This window comes from Acinetobacter sp. HA (assembly GCF_000264725.1).
Lineage (GTDB): Bacteria > Pseudomonadota > Gammaproteobacteria > Pseudomonadales > Moraxellaceae > Acinetobacter > Acinetobacter schindleri.
This window is the reverse complement of the sequence record NZ_AJXD01000018.1, coordinates 1-21,225: the sequence shown is the minus strand read 5'-3', so window position 1 is coordinate 21,225 and position 21,225 is coordinate 1. Positions and strand designations below refer to the sequence as shown.

18 protein-coding genes and 1 riboswitch are annotated in these 21,225 nt (G+C 42.1%); of the genes, 9 read left to right on the top strand and 9 right to left on the bottom strand.

Annotated features, from left to right (window positions below; genetic code table 11):
- Window positions 1–21: 21 nt before the first annotated feature.
- Window positions 22–663 carry a peroxiredoxin gene (locus HADU_RS05455; RefSeq protein ID WP_008304246.1) on the top strand — a complete coding sequence of 214 codons (642 nt, stop codon included), beginning with the start codon at window positions 22–24 and terminating at the stop codon, window positions 661–663.
- Window positions 664–1,118: 455 nt separating this feature from the next.
- Window positions 1,119–1,700: a dual specificity protein phosphatase family protein gene (locus HADU_RS05450; RefSeq protein WP_008304244.1), complete on the top strand. Its 582-nt coding sequence runs from the start codon at window positions 1,119–1,121 to the stop codon at window positions 1,698–1,700.
- 12 nt (window positions 1,701–1,712) lie between these two features.
- Here HADU_RS05450 and HADU_RS05445 read toward each other — a convergent pair whose 3' ends face one another.
- From HADU_RS05445 to trpA, 4 genes are read right to left on the bottom strand one after another with little or no spacing between them, the layout of a single operon-like run.
- Window positions 1,713–2,744, bottom strand: a complete 1,032-nt coding sequence (locus HADU_RS05445; RefSeq protein WP_008304243.1) for an SPOR domain-containing protein — start codon at window positions 2,742–2,744, stop codon at window positions 1,713–1,715.
- Entirely contained in the window at window positions 2,741–4,027 is a 1,287-nt protein-coding gene (gene folC, locus HADU_RS05440) for a bifunctional tetrahydrofolate synthase/dihydrofolate synthase (RefSeq protein WP_008304241.1), read from the bottom strand. Before folC ends, HADU_RS05445 begins: the two co-directional genes overlap by 4 nt.
- Window positions 4,024–4,920 (bottom strand): acetyl-CoA carboxylase, carboxyltransferase subunit beta, encoded by an 897-nt coding sequence (gene accD, locus HADU_RS05435; RefSeq protein WP_004816134.1) that lies wholly within the window; start codon window positions 4,918–4,920, stop codon window positions 4,024–4,026. The genes folC and accD overlap by 4 nt, the downstream gene beginning before the upstream one ends.
- The gene (trpA, locus tag HADU_RS05430) at window positions 4,917–5,720 is read right to left on the bottom strand and encodes a tryptophan synthase subunit alpha (RefSeq protein ID WP_008304238.1); all 804 of its coding nucleotides are present in this window, start codon (window positions 5,718–5,720) and stop codon (window positions 4,917–4,919) included. Before trpA ends, accD begins: the two co-directional genes overlap by 4 nt.
- 367 nt (window positions 5,721–6,087) lie before the next feature.
- Between trpA and HADU_RS05425 the strand changes: the two genes are divergently transcribed.
- Window positions 6,088–7,422: a Na+/H+ antiporter NhaC family protein gene (locus HADU_RS05425; protein WP_008304236.1), complete on the top strand. Its 1,335-nt coding sequence runs from the start codon at window positions 6,088–6,090 to the stop codon at window positions 7,420–7,422.
- 47 nt (window positions 7,423–7,469) lie between these two features.
- Here HADU_RS05425 and HADU_RS05420 read toward each other — a convergent pair whose 3' ends face one another.
- Complete coding sequence (locus HADU_RS05420; RefSeq protein WP_008304235.1) at window positions 7,470–8,510, bottom strand: helix-turn-helix domain-containing protein; 1,041 nt, start codon at window positions 8,508–8,510, stop codon at window positions 7,470–7,472.
- A 143-nt stretch (window positions 8,511–8,653) separates the two neighbouring features.
- Between HADU_RS05420 and HADU_RS05415 the strand changes: the two genes are divergently transcribed.
- Window positions 8,654–9,532: a metal-dependent hydrolase gene (locus tag HADU_RS05415; RefSeq protein WP_008304233.1), complete on the top strand. Its 879-nt coding sequence runs from the start codon at window positions 8,654–8,656 to the stop codon at window positions 9,530–9,532.
- Window positions 9,533–9,591: 59 nt separating this feature from the next.
- Here HADU_RS05415 and HADU_RS05410 read toward each other — a convergent pair whose 3' ends face one another.
- From HADU_RS05410 to HADU_RS05395, 3 genes are all read right to left on the bottom strand, one after another.
- Window positions 9,592–10,584 (bottom strand): DUF2804 domain-containing protein, encoded by a 993-nt coding sequence (locus HADU_RS05410; RefSeq protein WP_008304231.1) that lies wholly within the window; start codon window positions 10,582–10,584, stop codon window positions 9,592–9,594.
- A gap of 662 nt (window positions 10,585–11,246) precedes the next feature.
- Entirely contained in the window at window positions 11,247–12,476 is a 1,230-nt protein-coding gene (gene trpB, locus HADU_RS05400) for a tryptophan synthase subunit beta (protein ID WP_004816119.1), read from the bottom strand.
- Window positions 12,460–13,101 (bottom strand): phosphoribosylanthranilate isomerase, encoded by a 642-nt coding sequence (locus tag HADU_RS05395; protein WP_008304226.1) that lies wholly within the window; start codon window positions 13,099–13,101, stop codon window positions 12,460–12,462. Before HADU_RS05395 ends, trpB begins: the two co-directional genes overlap by 17 nt.
- A gap of 145 nt (window positions 13,102–13,246) precedes the next feature.
- A riboswitch (cobalamin riboswitch) is annotated at window positions 13,247–13,457 on the top strand.
- Between the two features lie 37 nt (window positions 13,458–13,494).
- Between HADU_RS05395 and HADU_RS05390 the strand changes: the two genes are divergently transcribed.
- The 5 genes from HADU_RS05390 to HADU_RS05370 all read left to right on the top strand — a co-directional run bounded on the left by HADU_RS05390 (window position 13,495) and on the right by HADU_RS05370 (window position 20,168).
- Entirely contained in the window at window positions 13,495–15,378 is a 1,884-nt protein-coding gene (locus HADU_RS05390) for a TonB-dependent receptor plug domain-containing protein (protein WP_008304224.1), read from the top strand.
- 95 nt (window positions 15,379–15,473) lie between these two features.
- Window positions 15,474–16,055, top strand: coding sequence for a cob(I)yrinic acid a,c-diamide adenosyltransferase (locus HADU_RS05385; protein ID WP_008304223.1), 582 nt, complete (start codon window positions 15,474–15,476; stop codon window positions 16,053–16,055).
- Window positions 16,056–16,203: 148 nt separating this feature from the next.
- Entirely contained in the window at window positions 16,204–16,917 is a 714-nt protein-coding gene (locus tag HADU_RS05380; protein ID WP_004891492.1) for a glycerophosphodiester phosphodiesterase, read from the top strand.
- A gap of 513 nt (window positions 16,918–17,430) precedes the next feature.
- The gene (locus HADU_RS05375; protein WP_008304219.1) at window positions 17,431–18,597 is read left to right on the top strand and encodes an acyl-CoA desaturase; all 1,167 of its coding nucleotides are present in this window, start codon (window positions 17,431–17,433) and stop codon (window positions 18,595–18,597) included.
- A 125-nt stretch (window positions 18,598–18,722) separates the two neighbouring features.
- Window positions 18,723–20,168: a protein adenylyltransferase SelO gene (locus HADU_RS05370; protein WP_008304217.1), complete on the top strand. Its 1,446-nt coding sequence runs from the start codon at window positions 18,723–18,725 to the stop codon at window positions 20,166–20,168.
- A 515-nt stretch (window positions 20,169–20,683) separates the two neighbouring features.
- On the opposite strand, the gene HADU_RS05365 is transcribed toward HADU_RS05370, so the two are convergent.
- Complete coding sequence (locus HADU_RS05365; RefSeq protein WP_008304215.1) at window positions 20,684–21,154, bottom strand: IS5/IS1182 family transposase; 471 nt, start codon at window positions 21,152–21,154, stop codon at window positions 20,684–20,686.
- Between the last annotated feature and the right edge of the window lie 71 nt (window positions 21,155–21,225).

Below are 21,225 nucleotides of genomic sequence, written 5' to 3'. Positions count from 1 at the left end.
CAGAATTTTGAGGCACATATCATGACTTTACGTTTAGGCGATACCGCACCGAACTTTGAACAACAATCAAGCGAAGGTCTAATTAATTTCTATGACTTTTTAGGTAATAGCTGGGGCATTCTGTTCTCGCATCCAGCGGATTATACGCCAGTATGTACCACTGAACTTGGCTTTACCGCAAAGCTTAAAGATGAATTTGAAAAGCGTGGTGTAAAAGCTATCGCCTTATCCGTAGATGATGTGGATTCACATCATGGCTGGATCAAAGACATTAATGAAACTCAAAATACCAGCGTGAATTTTCCGATCATTGCAGATCAGGACCGTAAGGTATCTACTCTATATGATTTCATTCATCCGAATGCCAGTGAAACACTGACCGTACGTTCTCTGGTGATCATTGATCCGAACAAGAAAGTGCGTCTAATCATCACTTACCCCGCATCGACTGGTCGTAATTTCCACGAAATTCTACGTGTGGTTGATTCACTTCAGTTGACTGATAACCATAAAGTGGCAACACCTGCAAACTGGCAACAGGGCGATGATGTAGTGATTGTTCCTTCATTGAAAGACGAGGAAGAAATCAAACAGCGCTTCCCTAAAGGTTATAAGGCAGTAACTCCTTACCTGCGTTTAACGCCCCAGCCTGAGCAAAATTAAAAGGACTCCTTTTTAATTTTGCGCAAGACAAACGAAGTGCGTAGTAAAGGATCAGCAAGGCACTGCTTTGCCTGAACACAAGACGAGAAGCTATGCTTCGAGTTAAAACTAAAGCGTCGCTTTAGTTTTTCGCAAGACAAGCGAAGCGCGTAGTTTCCAAATAGAAACCATGCTCCGTCCTGAGGAATATATTCCGCATGCAGACGAGAAGCCATGCTTCAAGCGGTAAACTAAAGCCGAGTTGCTCATTAAACTAAAATTAAGCTGTAATCAACTCTCCACCATGGAAATGAAGATAGTCAAAATCATAAATATTCATTTCCATGTTTTGATTAAGACCCATTGACGAGCCGGGTTATCGAGCTTTCTATTAAGCCTGTCTTCAGACAGGCTTTTTCTTTGTGAAAAGTTTTATTCTGTTTAAAATAGTGATTAAAACTACAATTCAGAGCACCATGAAAAATTATTATTCATTTTTTATCGTTTCTATCTTTGCCTTAGCTGGTTGTATGACTACACCTGCCTTACCAGAATATCAGCGTCCTGCGCATTGGGGACAGGAAATTCATCAACAATATAATTTCTATCAGATTAGTAATGAACTCTATCGCAGTGAACAGCCCAGCCATGAACTGAAGCCTTTGTTGAAACAGTATGACATTGATGTGGTCATTAACCTGCGTTCACGTGATAAAGATTCGGAAATACTCGACAATGAAAATCTCAAGCTGAGACATATACCCATTCATACCTGGGCTATGCAACGTGGAGATTTACTCAAGGTGATGCAGCTGATTCAGCAGGCACGGCAAAATAATGAAAAGGTATTATTACACTGCTATCACGGTTCTGATCGTACCGGTGCCAGTGTAGCCATGTACCGGATTATTTTTCAGAACTGGAGTATTGATAATGCGGTAAAAGAAATGAAACATGGCGGTTATGGTTTTCACAGTATCTGGCGCAATATTGAAAAATTATTTACCCCTGAAAATGTAAAATGGATCCGAGAGCAACTCACGGATCCATCTGTTTAAAGCAGACTTAAATTAACGTTTATCTAAAGGTACCCAATCGTTAACCCAGGCTGATTTCATGTTCAGACTGGCATCAGAGGCGATTTTCTTACGGATCGCATCAGCTGCTTCACGGTCTTTCGATGGACCCACCATAATCCGTATTCCTTTTGAGGTTGGACTCTTGGTCACCTTATAGCCTTTGGCACGCAGTTTTGCTGCAATCGCATCAGCATTGGCTTCATTGGCAGCCAGTGCCACCTGAACCATCCACTGCTTGTCATCTTCGCCTTCCAGCAACTTACGTGCTTTTTCAGCTTCAGCCTTTTTCGTGGCTTCTTCAGCTTTACGTTTTTCCTCAGCCTTACGTTTCTCTTCGGCAGTTTTTTGTTCAGCCTCTTTCTTCTCAGCCGCTTTACGCTGTTCTTCTGCTTTCTGCTGTTCGGCTTTACGCTTTTCTTCCGCCTTACGTTTTTCTTCAGCAGCCTTGCGCTCAGCCTCTTTCTTCTCAGCCGCTTTACGCTCTTCTGCCTTGCGCTTTTCCTCTGCAGCTTTACGCTCAGCTTCTTTCTTCACAGCATCAGAAGAATGTTGCTGCTGGGTTAAATTCTGCTGCTCAAGCCTTTTTTGCGCGGCCGCTTTGTCTTCGGCTAAACGTTTCTGTTTGGCCTGTTCATCTTCTACCAGTTCTGGCGGAATATTGTCTGAGCTTTGCTGGCCCATACGGTGTGCATTTAGGGCAGCATATTCTTCAGCAGCCTTACGTGCTGCATCCGCTTCAGCCTGCTGTTGCATCGCCAGGAATTCTGCTGCACGTGCTTCCTGCTCAGCTACGGCCTTTTCACGGTCACGGCGCTGCTGCTCCAGAAGACGTTTTTCAGTTTCAACATCTACCGTCAATGAACTCGGACCACCTACATCCCGACTTTCTACCTGAGCCGGCTGTTCCGGCACATTCACACTATGATGATCAATTTCTGCTTTGCCTTTCAGGAGTAATGCTGCCAATAAAACACCACCACCTAATAAAACAACGCCTCCCATCCAGCGTTGTTTGTTATTCATTGACATTCTTCCAAATACTCCCATACCGCTTCTAACGTATGAAATGAACCACACACCAAGATCAGCTGATTATTATTCGTTTCATCCAGCGCTGATTGAAAAGCTAATTTAACATTGTTATAGGTTTCCACCGCTTGCCCGGCTAAAGCATCAGTCAATACCGACAGCTCTGCTGCACGTGGAACATTTAACGGTGCAATTTTCCATAATCGGATACTGTCTTTCAATAACCCGACTACAGAATTTATATCTTTATCACCTAACATCGAAAAGACACAGACTACTTCCGAAATCTGCGCATGATGATTTAAATAGTGACTTAACTGTTTTAACAGGAATTCGACTCCATGCGGATTATGCCCGGCATCAAATATCACAGTTTTATTTGTAATTTCACGAATCTCAAAACGACCTGGCAATTTTGCCGTCTGAATTCCTTGTGCAATGGCTTCCTGACTGACTTCCAGACCACTCACCAGAATTGCTGCAACAGCTGTCGAGATATTATCCAGTGCCAATGAACCTGTCGGAAGTTTCAGTGTTGTCCCAGAAGATGCAAAGCCCCAGGATGCACCATCTTCAAAGGCTTCATAAAAATAATCACGATTGATGGCATATAACGGCGCTGTACATTCGGCTGCCTTATCTAAAATCGCTTGAGGAATGTCCTGCTGTCCGCCAAAAACCACCGGAATATTTGGGCGGATAATACCGGCTTTTTCAAAGGCAATTTTTTCAATGGTATCACCGAGCCAGTCGGTATGGTCCAGACCAATATTGGTAATCACTGCAACGTCTGGATTGACGACATTGACCACGTCCAGACGCCCGCCCAACCCTACTTCCAGCACCCATACATCACACGCTTCATTTTTAAAAATAACAAAGGCCGCCAGTGTAGTCGCTTCGAAGAAAGACAAGCTCAAACCACATTCGCGGCGAGCCTGATCAACTTCAACAAAAGCATCTATCAGCAACTGATCTTCAACTTCAATACCGCGTAGTTTGACGCGCTCATTAAAGCGATACACATGCGGGGATTGATACAGGCCCACCTTCAAACCTTGCGCATTTAGAATGGCAGCCAATGTGGTCGTGGTCGAACCTTTACCATTGGTTCCAGCAACGGTCAGCACTTTGGCTTCAGGCTGTGTAACGCCCAGCTTTTCAGCGACTGGAATGACCCGCTCCAGACCTAAATCAATACCCGTAACGTGAACATGGCTCCAATAATCGAGCCATGTATCTAAAGAATCTGTTGCTAAAGGTGCTGCTGTGTTCAAGGCAAATTCATCAATTTCGTGACAATACGATAGACTGTATCACGTAATGCATGACGGTGAACAATTTGGTCGATCACACCATGATCAAGCAAATATTCTGCACGTTGGAAAGGTTCTTCCAGCTTTTCACGTACTGTTTGTTCGATGACACGTTTACCCGCAAAACCGATCATTGCTTTCGGTTCAGCAATATGCACATCACCTAACATAGCCAGAGATGCGGTTACACCACCATAAACCGGATGGGTAAGCACGACTACGTATGGCAGACCTGCTTCTTTCAGACGCTGGATTGCAGCTGATGTACGAGCCATCTGCATCAAAGACAACATGCCTTCCTGCATACGTGCTCCACCTGAAGCGGCAAAACAGATCAATGGTTGTTGCAGTTCAATCGCACGTTCAGCAGCTTGCACAAAACGGTCACCCACCACAGTACCCATTGAACCACCCATGAAATCAAATTCAAAAGCAGTTGCAATCATTGCTACGCCTTTCAGCTGGCCTTGCATCACAACTAAGGCTTCAGTTTCGCCAGTTTTTTTCTGCGCTTCCGACATGCGGTCTGGATAGGCTTTGCTGTCGACAAATTTTAATGGATCTTTTGCCTTAAATTCCTGACCCATTTCTGTCTGTACCTGGTCAAAGAACCAGTTCAGACGGTCACGTGCCTTCATTCTCAGATGTTCATCACATTGTGGACAAACATAGGCATTAAATGACATCGCGGTACGTGTCACCAAAGCATGACATTCTGGACACTCAATCGTTGGCTCAGTAAACGTCGCCTTAAGCGCGGTTTGCTCATCAGGAACATCAATACCTGGAACTGTACGTTCCGTCCATGGGGTCGATGGGCTCAGAATTTTGCCTGATTTGACTGGTTGACTCATACTAACTCATCGAGCGCTGCTCGAAGCTCCTTGACTTTATTCACCGTTTCGACAACGGCTTGTTCTGGCGCGAGCGTTGCAAACTGCTTCACGAACGCACTTCCTACAATCACTGCATCGGCAGCAACACCCATCGCTTTCGCAGATGCAGCATCACTGATACCAAAACCAACGCCAACAGGAACATCTGTCTCGGTCTTAATTTTCTGAATGCGAGCGGCAGCTTCAGATACATCTAAAGTTGCTGCACCGGTCACCCCTTTTAGTGACACATAGTAAATAAAGCCGCTGGCCTGTTTTACCACGTGCTGAATACGGGTATCGGTTGAAGTTGGCGCCAGCAGGAAGATTTGATCCATCTCGTATTTTTGCAATACGATTTTCAAATCATCTGCTTCTTCAGGTGGCAAATCCACTAAAAGTACACCATCGACTCCACATTCATGAGCATAAGCCACGAACTTTTCATAGCCAATCACTTCAACAGGGTTTAAATAACCCATCAGAACCACTGGAGTTTCGTTATCTTTCTGACGAAACTCTTTCACCATTTCCAGAGCATTCAGGGTATTGGTTCCGCCTGCAAGTGCGCGTTCAGCAGCAAGTGCAATAACGGGACCATCAGCCATCGGATCTGAAAATGGAAGACCCAGTTCAATCACATCGACACCGGCATCTACCATTTGATGGAGCAGAGGTACAGTCACCTCAGGATGCGGGTCACCAGCCATAACATAAGAAACTAAAGCTTTACGCTGTTGAGATTTAAGTTGTCCAAATCGTGTGGCTAAACGTGACATAGGGTTGTGCGTTCCTTAACGTGTTTTCAAACTTGAAGCGTTGACTATTGTAGAAATACAAGACACCGCATTGTAACGCTATTTTTTGTTCATTGAACAGTACACAGCGAAGCGGTATTGTATTTCATTTCCTGCGCGAAGATTTCAGAACAACCCGAAAGACAGTATTTACGAATATTTTGATTTTTTTCTCAATGATCAAAGATGACTAATTTCGCTATTCTGTAAAATATTGAATGTTTAGATAAACTTATTTTTATCACTAAAAATTGAATAAAAACACAGGTGTTAGCGCATATATTTAAAGTTTTCTGAAATTGCAAAACCTGCTTTATACTACGCGCACTTTTTTACTTTTCTATCTCCTATGCAGACTGATTCAGAAGCTACAGTGCAGGCACGGGCCATTGCACTGTTGCCGCTTATTGTATTTTTAACAATCTTTTTAGGCAGCGGGATTTATCACACCATGATTGGAACCGAGTTCGCGTTCTATCAGGTGAAAGCGCCTGTTGCTGCCCTGCCTGCGATTATCTTGGCTGCATTAGTGTATCGCGGCAAACTCAACCAGGGCATTGAAGAATTTCTTAAGGGTGCCAGCCATCCTAACCTGATTCTGATGTTCATGGTGTTTATGCTGGCGGGGGCATTTGCCAGTGTCAGCAGTGCTATTGGCAGTGTTGATGCCACCGTGCAAATGGGCCTGTCGGTGATTCCACCAGAATTTGTCTTGCCGATGCTATTTATTATTTCGGCATTCATTGCCACCGCAATGGGCACTTCAATGGGAACGATTGCTGCCTGTGCACCGATTGCTTTCGGCTTTACTCAGGTTACTGATATTACCGTGATTCATGCCATTGGTGCGGTCGTCGGTGGTGCCATGTTTGGTGATAACCTGTCGATGATCTCGGATACTACGATTGCAGCAACCAGCAGCCAGAAAGTCCAGCTACGGGACAAGTTCCGGGTCAATGTCTGGATTGCGGTGCCGGCATCAATTGTCACTATTGCGATTTATTTCTTTCACACCAGCACAACAAGCGGCGTGGAATATAAGGAGTTTAACTGGCTATTAGTCCTGCCTTATATTGCGGTTTTTGTTTTAGCTTTTAGCCGTTTACACGTTCTGGCTGTACTGACCATTGGGGTGCTACTTTCCGGCTTGTTTGGCCTGTTTGCCACCGCCGAATTTGATCTGCTCAAATTAAATACTTCAATCTATGATGGTTTTGTGGGAATGTTCGAAGTCGCTTTGCTATCGATGTTCCTCGGTGGCTTGTCCGCTATTATGCAACGTGAAGGTGGCCTGCGCTGGCTGATTGAACGGATCTATGCGCTAACCCGTTTATTTAAAGTTGGCCGTCAACGTGCCGGTGAAATTGGTATCAGTTTTCTGGTAATTTTCTCGAACCTGTTTGTGGCCAATAATACCGTGGCGATCATCTTGTCTGGTGATATGGCACGTGAAGTGGCAAAAGAATATGGCGTTGATCCAAAACGGTCTGCTGCCTTGATGGATATTTTCTCTTGTGTAGTTCAAGGCCTGATTCCTTATGGCGCACAGCTATTGCTGGCCTGTTCGATTGCCAAGCTGTCTCCGGTAGAATTGATTGGTGGCGTTTATTATTGCTGGATTCTAGCGATCTTTGCAGTACTGGCAATTGCGTTTAGGTTTCCTCGACTCAAAGCAAATGCTTAAGCAGTAAAAGTAAAAATCAGCGATCCTTATGGGTCGCTTTTTTATTTCTATTTTTCTTCCTTTGTTTTGAAGAGTTTTCGTGCCTGTAAAAGTGTTTGCCCAGTTGCAGCTTTATAGGCACGCGCCAATGCAGATTGATCAGAATAATCCAGCTGCTGAGCAATTTCAGTCAGGCTAAGTCCCTGCTGTAATAGCGTCTCACAGCGTTTCATTCGCTCCTGTTCCAGCAACTTTTTAAAGGAACTGCCCTGCTTGCTTAAATAACGCTGCAAGCTGCGTGATGACATCCATAGCTGCTGTGCCAGTTGCTCAATTTTAATTGCTTGATATTCAGTACGTAGCTGATCAGCAATAATTTTTCGTGCCTGCTGTAATATTGATTCATTTGAAGACTTGGTAGCAATGGCTTCTTCAGCCTGGCGGACGAGCAGCTGTAACAGCATCGGATCAGCCTGTTCTGACTTGATTTTTAAATCTTGTAAGTCCAGCTCAAAACTATAATAGGCCTGAGAAAAACGCACGTCCACGCCAAAGAATTTCTGATAATGCCGTTGCGCCATCAACGGTACATGAGCTAACCGAACACAACGTAGTACCAGCGGATGATCCTGTAAAATATAACGACCCAGTTGCACCATCGCTGCAATCGTTAATTCATTCAGCAACTGATATTTCTCATGCAGAAAATCCCAGTAAAGTTCAATACTTTGTTCATGCTGTTTTATCTGCAGAGGGACAAACTCACTACCATCCACTACTAGCCGTTGAAAACGCATGATATAACCGATCATCTCGGAGATACTGCTACTTTTTGAGGCCATATAACCTAATACCCCAAAATGCTCCGGACGAATAGACTGGACAATTTCAAAAATTAATTGCGGGCAATGTAGATACGTTTGAGTTCTTTCGATAACTGTGTTTAATAACTCAAGAGGAACTTCAGTATCAAAAGGCTGGTCAATTAAATGGCGCAATGGGGTATTTAGATCTTTAAGAAAATCAGCCTGCAGGGGTTCTATATTCAGGCTGCGCAGATGCGTAGCCCACAGTTGAATATAACCATTTGATATTCGTATGTCCTGCATGTGTAATTCTCTATGAGTGCAGCAATTTGACAAGCTTTATTTTCATTTGGCGTAAAATGTATAAAAATTGGCAATAACTGTCAAAACAATTTGTGTAATAGTCGACATACTGTCAGCATCGACATCAACAAGAATGACAAAAGATGAATGCACCATTAAAAACAACTGTACAGCCGGTGGTTCGCACCAATCTTGACTTTAAACTTGATGAAATTCCTCGCTTCTGGTTTGGCGGTGATCCTTTCCTAACCCGTATGTTTGACGCCTTGAGCCTGACTTTCCCGGATGGTGAACGCTACTTCATTCAAAGCGTACGCCTATTTCGCGATAAAATTACCGATCCTGACCTGCAAAAACGGGTAGCAGACTTTATCCGTCAGGAAGCACAACACGGTATTGCCCATGAAAAGATGAACCAGATCATGAAACAGCAAGGTATGCCAGTAGATCAATTCATTCAGCGTTTAAACAGAATTTTCAAATTCGAACTGGAAAAACGCTCACCTCAATACAACATTGCCATGACCGCTGCGGCTGAGCATATGACTGCGCTGATGGCAGAAACCTTCTATGCTTATAAAGACACCTTGAAAGAAGCGCATCCTTATGTGCGAGCTCTATTTGCCTGGCATGCAATCGAGGAAATGGAACATCGTGATGTTGCGTTTGATGTAATGAAACAAGTAGGTGATGTACCAGAAAATCTACGAAAGTTCACCTTAGCATGGACCAGTGTATTGATGATCGGCTTTACCATTTATCGGGCCAATGTGATGTTAAAGCATGACGGGTTTACGCCACGCCAACGTCTGCAGATGAATATTCGCGGCCTGCCATGGTTCTTTGGTAAAAAAGGCAAGCTGACCCGTATGGGCAAACAGTATCGTGACTGGTTTAAAAAGGATTTCCATCCTAGCCAGCATCCTGTGATTGCTCAATACGACGTCTGGGTAAAAACACTGAGTGAAACCGATGATCCAATTCAGGCTGGTGAAGCATTCTGGCGAGCAGCTAAAGACTAAAAAAATAAAAGTAAGAAAATAAAAAAGCCTTTAACTAAAGGCTTTTTTCTTGCTGATGATTACCATTTGGCATAATGCTGTTCAAGCAAAGCATATTCATCTAGCAATACATATTCCTGATCATCCTGCTGAATGGTCCCGGATACTCGTGCCTGCCATTGGCTAAACTGGCTACCGACCAGACGCAGATTCAGATTTTCATAACGGCGCCAGCCCGTCGTCACACGCAAATTTAGCTTCTCATCCAGTGAGTGTATACTCCACTGATTTTCTGATTCCTGCTGAAACAGCACGTCGGTCAAGGCATAAATCTTGCCGTTAACCCATAGACAGTTTTCATTGCCAAAGCTTTCATTTACGCCTGATGCAAGATTAATTCCAATCCGGTTCTGCTTGGTATCCCAAAAATTACAGGATAACCAGAACCATGCTGTTTCGGGACGCAAAAAACCACAGGTATCATCCAGTGAAGCAAAGGTACGTTCATTAAACTGGATGGTCTGCCCTTGTTTGTTAACAAAATGTCCTTCACAGCCCAAAGTCGTTAATTTCTGGGTATAAGTCCAGCCATTAATACCTGTTGGACTACACATACTGAGTGGATCTGTTCCGGCACAGAAAATCCGGGCACTCAGCTTTATATCTCCATATTTGGTCACAGTGATATAACGCACACCATTGGCATGCTGAATTTCAATCTGGTATGGAGATTTATGAAAATAACTATGATTAAACAGCGGCTGTTCATCTAAAACAGTGTGACGTGACAGAAAATTGATCGCATTCCATTCCCGCACTTCATTGGTCTGATGATCATAGATATAGAAGAAACCATGCCCTGCCCAGGCAATATCAGCGATCGCTACGCCAATACTGTAGTGTTCATGCTGAATGCTACAGAATTTGAATTTTTTGTATTTAAGATGCTTACGCCAGCCGGCAACAATCTGGCCATAAGGAGTTTTGTACTGGTAAGCATTGTAATCGATACTTTTGGGAATCTCTTTGAAACGTCCGTAACGGGGTTGTCCATTTGCCTGAATTAAATCCATATAAGGCATTCCATCTAAGTCGGAGAGTTTATACAGCCGTGTTCAATATTATGCTAATTCCTTAGTCTTGATAAGGAAATTTTTCTACCGTTTATCGCCAAATTGTGAGCAAGAATTTGATTTCATTTGAATCTTATTCTTTTTCTGAGGATCCAAAATTTTAATTATCTGTATAGGAGACTTTTTTTGCGACATGGATGTCGCCCATTGAGCAGCATTATCAGGATGTAATGTCTGCTGATTAAAAAGCCTTTGGTTACTTTGGGCTTTTCCAAAGTAATATCTACCTGCAGAAAAGTTTTTGAAGCATTTTTCTCGCACACCCATTTTCATTATAAGTCGGCATATTGATTCTTTAGTAAATCATTACTTTTGTTTCGGCAAAAGTAACAAAACTATTTTGTAATGGCTGCAAATATATCCCTATACCTCAGCCTTACGGCAACATCTATATTGTCTAACCGATCTGCTCATACGTAAGCATTAAAAAAGAAGGCTGTAACTCTCAATCCTTGCCTCCCCCTCCTTTTACAAAGAAGGAGGATTTTTATTGCATAAAAAAATCGCACTCAATTGCTTGAATACGATTTTTAAATCGTCCCAACCCTCCTTTTTTAAAGGAGGGCTATTCCCTCTTTCGTAAAGAGGGTTAGGGAGATTATTTACATCTCAACCATTTCCACGCCATCAATGCCTGCAACAGTCATCAAGTCTTTGTCACCACGACCTGAAACAGTGGCAATGATGATCTGGTCTTTAGACATCGTTGGAGCAAGTTTAGTCACATATGCCATCGCATGTGAGCTTTCTAGCGCAGGAATAATACCTTCGATCTTGGTGAGGTCACGGAAACCTTGTAATGCTTCTTCATCATTGATCGGTACGTATTTCACGCGATCCATATCTTTCAGGAAGCTGTGTTCCGGTCCAACACCCGGATAATCCAGACCCGCAGAAATCGAATGCGTTTCGATAATCTGACCTTGTTCGTCAGACATCAGATAAGTACGGTTACCGTGTAGCACACCGACATGACCAGCATTCAATGGCGCAGAATGCTTACCACTTTCGATACCATGACCTGCTGCTTCAACGCCATACATTTTCACATCTTGATCATTCAGGAATGGATAGAATAAGCCCATCGCATTTGAACCGCCACCGACACAAGCAACCAGAGCATCTGGAAGACGACCCGCCTGTTCCAGAATCTGACGGCGTGCTTCACGACCAATAATCGACTGGAAATCACGAACCAGTTGCGGATACGGGTGTGGGCCTGCTACCGTCCCGATTGCATAATATGTGGTATCAACATTTGTCACCCAATCGCGCATTGCTTCATTCATGGCATCTTTCAAAGTCTTAGAGCCACTTTCTACTGCAACAACTTTTGCACCCAACAAACGCATACGATACACGTTCATGGCCTGACGTTTTACATCATCTGCGCCCATATATACAACACATTCAAGACCCAAACGCGCTGCGATGGTTGCTGTTGCAACGCCATGCTGACCTGCACCAGTTTCCGCAATAATACGTTTTTTACCAGATAGTTTTGCCAGCAGCGCCTGACCAATCGTGTTATTTACTTTATGCGAACCTGTATGGTTCAAGTCTTCACGTTTCAAGTAAATTTGCGCACCACCCAACTCTTTCGACCATCGTTCAGCATGATAAAGCGGACTTGGACGACCTACGTAGTAAGCGAGGTCACGGTCGAATTCTGCCAAAAACTGTTCGTCATTTTTCATACGGAAATACAGCTTCTCCAGGTCTTCCAGAGCTGCCATAAGAGTTTCTGACACAAAACGCCCGCCATGAATACCGAAATGCCCTTTTGCATCAGGGAATTGGGTATAGTCAATCACATTATTTTGCTGATCCACGTAGGACTCCTTGCATAAAGCGTTCGATGAGTTGTTGGTCTTTAATACCTTTTGCGGACTCGACACCGCCGCTCACATCCACCGCATACGCATGTGTGGTGAGAATTGCCTGTTCGATATTGTCAGGATTTAATCCCCCTGCCAAGATCAAAGGAATATTAAGTTTAGGGAAAGTGGTCCAGTCAAAACTATGCCCTGTTCCACCTTTTAAGTCTGGATGCCATGCGTCTAACAGCACTGCACTTGCGCCTGCATCCTGATATTTTTGAATTTCAGCTACTACATCCAGACCGGGTTTGACCTGAATGGCTTTGTACCAACGGCGTCCAACCTGTCTGGCTATCGACCAACACTGCTCTGGAGTTTCATCACCATGAAATTGCAGGATATCCAGCGGCACGGTTTTTAAAATAGTCTGAATTTCATCGGCACTGCTATTTACGAATAATCCCACTGCCTGTACATAGGCAGGAACTGTCTGAATCAGTATTTCAGCGTGCGCTAAAGTCACACTACGCGGACTCGGCGGATAAAATACAAATCCAATCGCATCACAGCCTGCATTGACTACAGCATGTACATCTTCAACTCGGGTAATTCCACAAATTTTGGCACGGGTTCGCATATTGATTTGGCTCGAAAATTTCCTCAATGTCATAGCCGATCTATAAAATTGAGCAAATCATTGTAAAGCAATTTTTATAGCTTGCGTAAAGTTCGATCTGATATTTATTTATTCAGATTGTTTAAATAACATGCTCGACTTATACTGCGCTCAACTTGCAACAAGTCAAAGCTTTCTGCTTTAGGGAAGCTGGTGTAAATCCAGCACTGCCCCCGCAACGGTAAAAAATGAAACGTCTATCAATTTAAACTCTTTGGTTTACACCACTGCATCTTGATGTGGGAAGGTGGATATACAGCAAAGTCGCTGCTTTGCACATTTAAGTCCGGAAACCTGCTTGTTGTGTTCTATAACTCAATCATTCACGGGGAAGTGAATGTAGGGAGCTTTAACATGTCACTTCATTGTCAACCTACTGCCTTGGTAGGTGCGATCGCACTTGCGTTGGGTACCACTTCATCTGTTTTTGCTAACGAGCAAAAAGTTGCGAAAGCATCTTTAGATACCATTGTGGTTACAGCAACTCGTTCTGCAGAAAACATTGAAAATGTCCCTGCACGCATCTCGATTATTGAGCCTGCAATTCTTGAGCAATCATCGATTACATCACTTCCAGAACTATTAAAGAATGATGCATCTATCAACATGGTTCAAGCAGGAGGTATTGGTCAACAATCATCGATCTTCTTACGTGGTACTGAATCAGATCATACCCTCGTATTACGTGATGGTGTTCGACTTAACACAGCAACATCTAACGCAGCATCTTTGGCTTTTATTGATACCACTGATATCAAACAAGTTGAAGTATTAAAAGGTCCTGCCTCTGTACTTTATGGCTCAGATGCGATTGGCGGTGTTGTTCAAATCATTACCCAAGCCCCTAAAAAGTCGGGTGGATTTGTTACAGGCGAAATCGGTGAAAATAAAACGTATAAATCTGTAGTTGGGGCTGATTTAGCAGAAAATGGGATCTATACTCAAATCCGCGGTCAACGCCTTGAAACTGATGGTACGATTGTCACAGATATTCCCAACACCCCCAAAGCAAGTTTTGATCAAAAAGGTTTTACCACCAAATTAGGCATTGATAAAGCCCAATACAACGCAAGTATCGAATACAGTGAAAATCAAGGCTCAAGCCAATACGATGATTATGGTGCACAACGCTCTCATAACTTTGAAAATAAATTATTCACTGCAAAGAGTGCACTCAAATTAAATGATCAGTGGGAGCTTAATGCGCGCTACTCTAAATTTGAAGACAACCTTGTCCAAAATGATTTAACTGATATATATAATTGGGTACAAGATGAAATTACAGGTGATTGGAATTCTACCTATGTTGGCTCAGAAATTGACTACACTTTAAATGAACGTCAAGAATATGACCTGAATGCTCGATGGAAGCTAACACCGCATCAAAATATATTAATTGGTGGAACGATTAACAAATCAGATGTTAATAGTCTAAGTTATGGAACTGAATATAATACGTCATTAGATTCAAATGGATATTATGTTCAACATCAATTTAATAATGATAAATTGAATACTCAATTGGGTATTCGCTTAGAAGATAATAAGCAGTTTGGCGAACATACTGTAGGTCAAGCTGCACTTCGTTATAAACTTACATCAGATACAAGTGTATATACCAATATCGGTACTGCTTTTAGAGCACCAAGTGCAAATGATTTATACAGCTCATCAGGTAATCCAAATTTAGAACCAGAGGAAAGCATTTCATATGAAATTGGTTTAAATCAAAATTATTCACATGGTTTTAGCTCTGAATTTAGCTTATATCGTAATGAAATTGAAAACTTGATCACCTATAAAGCAGGCGAAAATCAAAACATTAAAAAAGCGATTCTGACAGGATTTGAATCAGCATTGAAATGGCAAGCTGATCAATTCTATACACGTCTATCATATAGCTATGTTCAACCTAAAGATGACTCAGATAATCGTGATCTCGTTCGTCGCCCACGTCACAATGCTACTGCAACTGTAGGTATGACGAATGAAAACTATGGCTTGGGCTTGTCTTTAAATGCAAAATCTAGTTCCAAAGATTGGGACTACAAACATGATAATCCAGGTTATATGACAGCAGATTTCAATGCTCATTGGAATCTAAATCCATCTGTTAAGCTTTTCACAAATATTCAGAATATGGGCGACACTAAATTCAAAACTTCATATCAAGATTATGGAAACTACTACTTAAATGGTGGCCGACTCGCTTCTGCTGGTGTTACTTTCAAATATTAAGTTCACTACAGTTTAAATAAATACTTTTGAGAATCATGTCATGCCTATGGCATGATTCTTTTTATTTACAGCATTTAATTATTTAAGGATCTATTATGGGCCACCGTTTAAGCAAGATCTATACCCGTACCGGCGACTCAGGCACCACAGGTTTGGGTGATGGTTCACGCGTTGCCAAGGATGATTTACGTATCACCGCTTTGGGTGATGTCGATGAACTCAACGCAACCATTGGTGTATTACGCTCCCAGATCAGTATAAGTCCAATTGAAGATAAAGCGACTTGGGACAAATCACTTAGCCTGATCCAGCACTGGTTGTTTGATTTGGGTGGTGAGGTCTGTATTCCCGGTTTTAACTTGGTTCAACCGGTATCTATTGATTTTTTAGAAAATGATATTGACCGTATGAATGAAGCCTTACCAATGCTGAAAGACTTTATTTTGCCGGCTGGTTCATTGTCTTGTAGCTATGCCCATCAGGCGCGCGCTGTTTGCCGTAGAGCTGAGCGCAGTGTCATGTCTGTACACAGCCGTGACCAGAATATTCAGGCAACCTCAATTCAACTACTTAACCGCCTATCAGACTGGTTATTTGTAGCTTCACGTACTTTACAACGTGCTGAAGGCGGTTCTGAAGTACTATGGCAGAAAAATATCAATGAAACTATTGATTAATAAAACCGCTAAAACTTATTAAACTCCACAGAAAAATCTGCGTCGACGATCTTTGCAATAAAGTGCCAAAGGCGCAGAATATCGTCATTGTTCCGTCATAATTATTCGACATCATGTATTTATCTTTATTTTTTCAGGTTATCGCAACATGCGTATAATCGGCCATCGTGGTGCGCGTGGGGAAGCACCAGAAAACACCCTTGGTGGATTTCAATATATTCAGGAAATCGGGATTCGCGCGGTTGAGTTTGACGTACGTCAACTTAAAGACAATGCCTTGATTATTATGCATGATGATGATTTTGTACGTACCACAGGCCAGCAAAAGCATCTTTATGAATGCAGCCGTGAAGAACTGTCCCCATATAATCATGCCGTACAATGGTCTGAATGGAATCAGGTTGAACCAACTCCCCTTTTAAACCAGACTTTAAATGTCATTCAGAACTTTGATCATATCGAAGTCGAAATCAAAGAAGTGGCTTCCGAAGCTGCCGCGGAACAAATCACCCTGGAATTACAGCAACAACTCCAGGGCTTTGAACATTCAGCTATTATTACCAGTTTTGATGCCAAAATTCATGCTGCACTGCAACAACAAAAATCACAGTTTAAGCGTGGTTTATTGATTGAAACTGATGTAAAACATAAAGCCATTGATCAGGCACTTAAACTGGGTTGTTGTCAGATTGGTTGGATGAATGAATTGGCCAACAAAGAAATGATTAAGGCAACTCAAACTGCCCAACTGAATATCAGTGTATGGACAGTCAACGATATTGAGCGTGCCAAAGAATTACGTGATTTAGGTGTACAAGGTTTAATTACTGATTATCCTAAACTTATGCTGCAACAACTCTAAAGATAATAAATTTTTTGTTTTCTCCACCTCTTAGATTTAAGAGGTTTTCTTTTAGTTATCAGATAGTGAAAAGCTGAGTAAACGTATTGCTATACATCTGTATCTAATCTTATTAACAGTGTACTCATTATGGAGAGCTTCCATGAAAGTACTGACCTGATGGTCATGACTGATAATACATTTTTAGAACTATTTGTTTTGAACTTATTTTTATATGACTAATACTGATACACGCATGAACTAAATAGAAATTTTCTGCTTCGTAACAGGTCAAATTCTTAATTTTGATGGTTAAAAACTGCACCTTATCACAGCTTAAAAATGTCACATTTCGTTTTAATTATTCTGTTACTCATAAGTACAATACACCTGTGCAATAAAGCTAGTGCCACCCTGTTGCCCATGTTAATATGCATAAGTTCAATCCCCTATAAAGCTTAGAGGATTTGGCCTTTTAGATATACCTTCCTAGGTTCAGAAACATCTTCCTAGGTTCCAGGAGTGCTGTTGGAGATGAATGCTCCCCTACCTCAAGCCCCAATTAACTGGGTCGCTGTATTTGCTTTGGTTGCATTGCCAATCGTAGCTGTCATTGCGATCCCGTTGTATGCGTATCACCATGATTTCAGTCTTGCTGCCTGGATCAGTATGTTTGTTTTACTTGGCGTCAGTAGCCTTGGTATTACAGCGGGTTACCATCGTCTTTGGGCACATCGTGCTTATGAAGCGACTTTACCACTAAAAATCATTCTGATGATCATGGGTACATTTGCTGTACAAAATAGTATTTTATACTGGGGCTCAGGTCACCGTACCCATCACCGCCATGTCGATGATGTCGAAAAAGATCCATACTCGATCAACAATGGTTTCTGGTATGCGCACCTAGGCTGGATGCTTCGTGATTATCCGGCAGCAGAACCGAACTACAAAAATGCACCTGACCTGCAGAATGACAAAGTCGTAATGTTCCAGCACAAGTACTATGTACCGCTGGTGATTGCTGTGCATGCTGCGATTCTGCTTCCTATTGGCTGGGCAGTAGGCGATGTCTGGGGTGTATTGTTACTCAGTGGTCTAGTTCGTCTGATCCTGAGCCATCACGTGACTTTCTTCATTAACTCATTGTGTCACATGTGGGGTTCACGTCCATATACCGATGAAAATACAGCACGTGATAACTTCTGGTTAGCAATTGCCACCTGGGGTGAGGGCTATCATAACTACCATCACATTTTCCAGTACGATTACCGTAATGGGGTGAAATGGTGGCAGTATGATCCAACAAAATGGTTAATCTGGACCTGCTCTAAACTGGGTCTGGCAAAGAACCTACGCCGTATTCCAAGCTTTAACATCAAGAAAGCTGAGCTGGCAATGAAGTTTAAATATGCCGAGCAAGATCTTGCCGTGTATGGTCATGATGTTAATGAAGACATTGCCAATGTCAAAAGCAAGATTGCCCTTGAATATGATGCTTTCACACAAACCCTGAATGACTGGGCCAAGCTGAAAGAAAAAGAAATTCAAGTGAAAAAGGCAGCAGTTGCTGAAAGAATCCATCAGATGGATGACAAGTTGAAGATGGAATTCCAGCTGGTGGAACAACGCCTGTCTCATCACCGTGAAACTTTGAATTTACTGGTTCGTAACCTGAAAAAAACGCCAGTATCTGAATAATTTAGATACTGTACAAATGCTCCGAATTCGGGGCATTTTCTATTTATAGCTGGTCAAAAATGATCAACAGTTTTCGTTATCATTCTTTGTTATAGTGAACTAAACATACGTTAAATCTGATTGCTATGCACTTTAATGCTCGTTATAACACGCTCCCTCCCCGCCTCTATCATCATCAACAACCGGTTCCATTAAAAGAACCTAAAGCAGGTCATTTCAATGAGGCTTTGGCTGATCAGCTGCAGTGGTCGGAACAGGACAAAGCTGAATGGATAGAAATTTGTAGTGGTCAGAAAACTTTCGCTGAATTTGAACCCCTCGCAATGGTATATGCCGGGCATCAGTTCGGCCAATGGGCGGGACAGCTCGGTGATGGACGCGGTCTGTTGATTGCGCAAATTCTGGATAAAAATAATCAGACTATTGATCTACATTTAAAAGGTGCCGGATCTACACCATATTCCCGCATGGGCGATGGTCGTGCTGTATTACGTTCAGTCATTCGTGAATATCTTGCAGGCCATGCCCTAAACTGTTTAGGTATTGCTTCCAGTAATGCTGTTGGTTTTACCTCCTCTGCTCAAGGGATTCAGCGTGAGAAACTTGAACCTGGCGCGATGATGTTACGGACCTCCGACTGTCATATTCGTTTTGGTCATTTTGAATGGATCAATCAGTATCAACCTGATCTTTTAAGTGAATTTGCCCAGAAATGTATGGAGTGGCATTATCCAGAATGTCTTGAAGCAGAGCAGCCGATTCTGGCGTTTGCAACAAAAGTTATTCAACGTACGGCTGTGATGATTGCGAAGTGGCAACTGGTCGGCTTTGCTCATGGCGTCATGAATACCGACAACCTGAATATCACTGGTTCTACACTGGACTTTGGTCCTTATGGATTTATGGAGCGTTTCCGCCCGAACTGGATCAATAACCATTCGGATTATCAAGGGCGTTATACCTATCAACAGCAACCAAGTATTGCTCACTGGAATTTATGGCAATGGCTGAATAATCTTGTACCACTCTGCCCTACTGACTATGACAGGGAACAATGGAAGCAGGATTTAGCAGCTTGTTTAGAGCATTACGAGCCGACTTTCCTTAAGCACTATAAACTCGGTCTAAATCAGAAAATGGGCTTGCCAGGTTTTCATAAAGACAGTTTTGATTGTGCCATGGCGTTCCTGCGTATCTTGCAATCTGAGCAATTGGACTACACGCAAAGCTTTATCCGTTTGCAGAATAAAGAGTATGACGTCATTAAGGATGATTGCTTAGACCGTCGTGCTTTTGAAAGTTTCTTGAGCCAGTATGAAACTATTCGCGAGTTTCAAGATACCACTGAGCTGGATACGCAAATGACTAAAGCTAATCCATATTATATTTTGCGTAATCATATGGCCCAGAAAGCTATCGAGCTTGCTGAAGCAGATGACTTCTCAGAAGTAGATCGCCTGTTCAAGTTACTTGGCCAGCCATTTACCAAGCAATCAGAACTCGAACAGCCTGAAGATTTAGGCCCTTTACCAAGTGATGTCCCAGAAGTCATGGTGAGTTGTTCATCTTAATTTATTCACAACTTTCCACTAAGCTGTGGATAATATTTAAATTATCCACAACTTTTCTTTAAATTATTCAAAGCTTATGACCTTGTACCCAATAGCATCTGAAAATCACACTCTCTCCATGAGGTCAGTTGTACCCAATCGTTCAGTGAGAGCAGTGATGTATACAGTTAAGCTGAAAATTGAATATGGAGAAATACTACGAGATATTTACCCTTATATCCGCACCGGTTAGCATATGAATAAAAAACATTAAATTATAGGATTGGAAGAGCCAAATCTCGATGCATCTCCAATCAAAGAGTTGATAAAAAACTCTTATCAACAGGTGGCTTTTAATTTATCTCGAATGAAGCAGAAAGATATTGAACTATTGAAGCAGATCAAATTATTTGCCTTCTAAAAAAATTATTTATTATCTCCTATATTATTGTTATTTTTTATTTTCTTAATTCTTTTTAAATTTATAAATGAGCTTATTCCTCAATTATTTTAATAAAATAGACCTCTTTCATAAATCATTTTTTACTCAGTTCCAAGTTGTAGATTCCAGCGATTAAATTGAATCTCAAACCAAGCCTTTTACCTCTATTTCGATAACGCTCAGCAAGGATTTTGAAGGTTTTCAGGCTGCCAAATACATGCTCAATTCCGATTCTTCTTTTATTGATTTCTTGATTATAGATTTTCAATTCAGGATCCAATTTACAGTGTCTTTTGGCTTTTAATGGCAACAGGCTATTCGGATACAACACATAAATCCCCTGATAGCCTTTATCTGCAAGGATAAAAGCCCCAAAAGGAATCTGGTTTAAATTGCGTTTTAACAACTCGAAATCATGCACTGCACCGCGACTGGTACATAAACTCAGAATTTGCTGAGTTTTGTAGTGAATCATGGCCTGTACTTTAAAGGTATGGGTCTTTTTCTTGCCGCTATAGCTTTTCTTCTGTTTTTTTAGGCCTTTGGATTGGAATTTCCGTGGCATCCACGATCACAACATTCCAGTCGATGCCTTCGCCCTCGGGTAAATCTTTGGGTAAATTAAACAGATTGGAC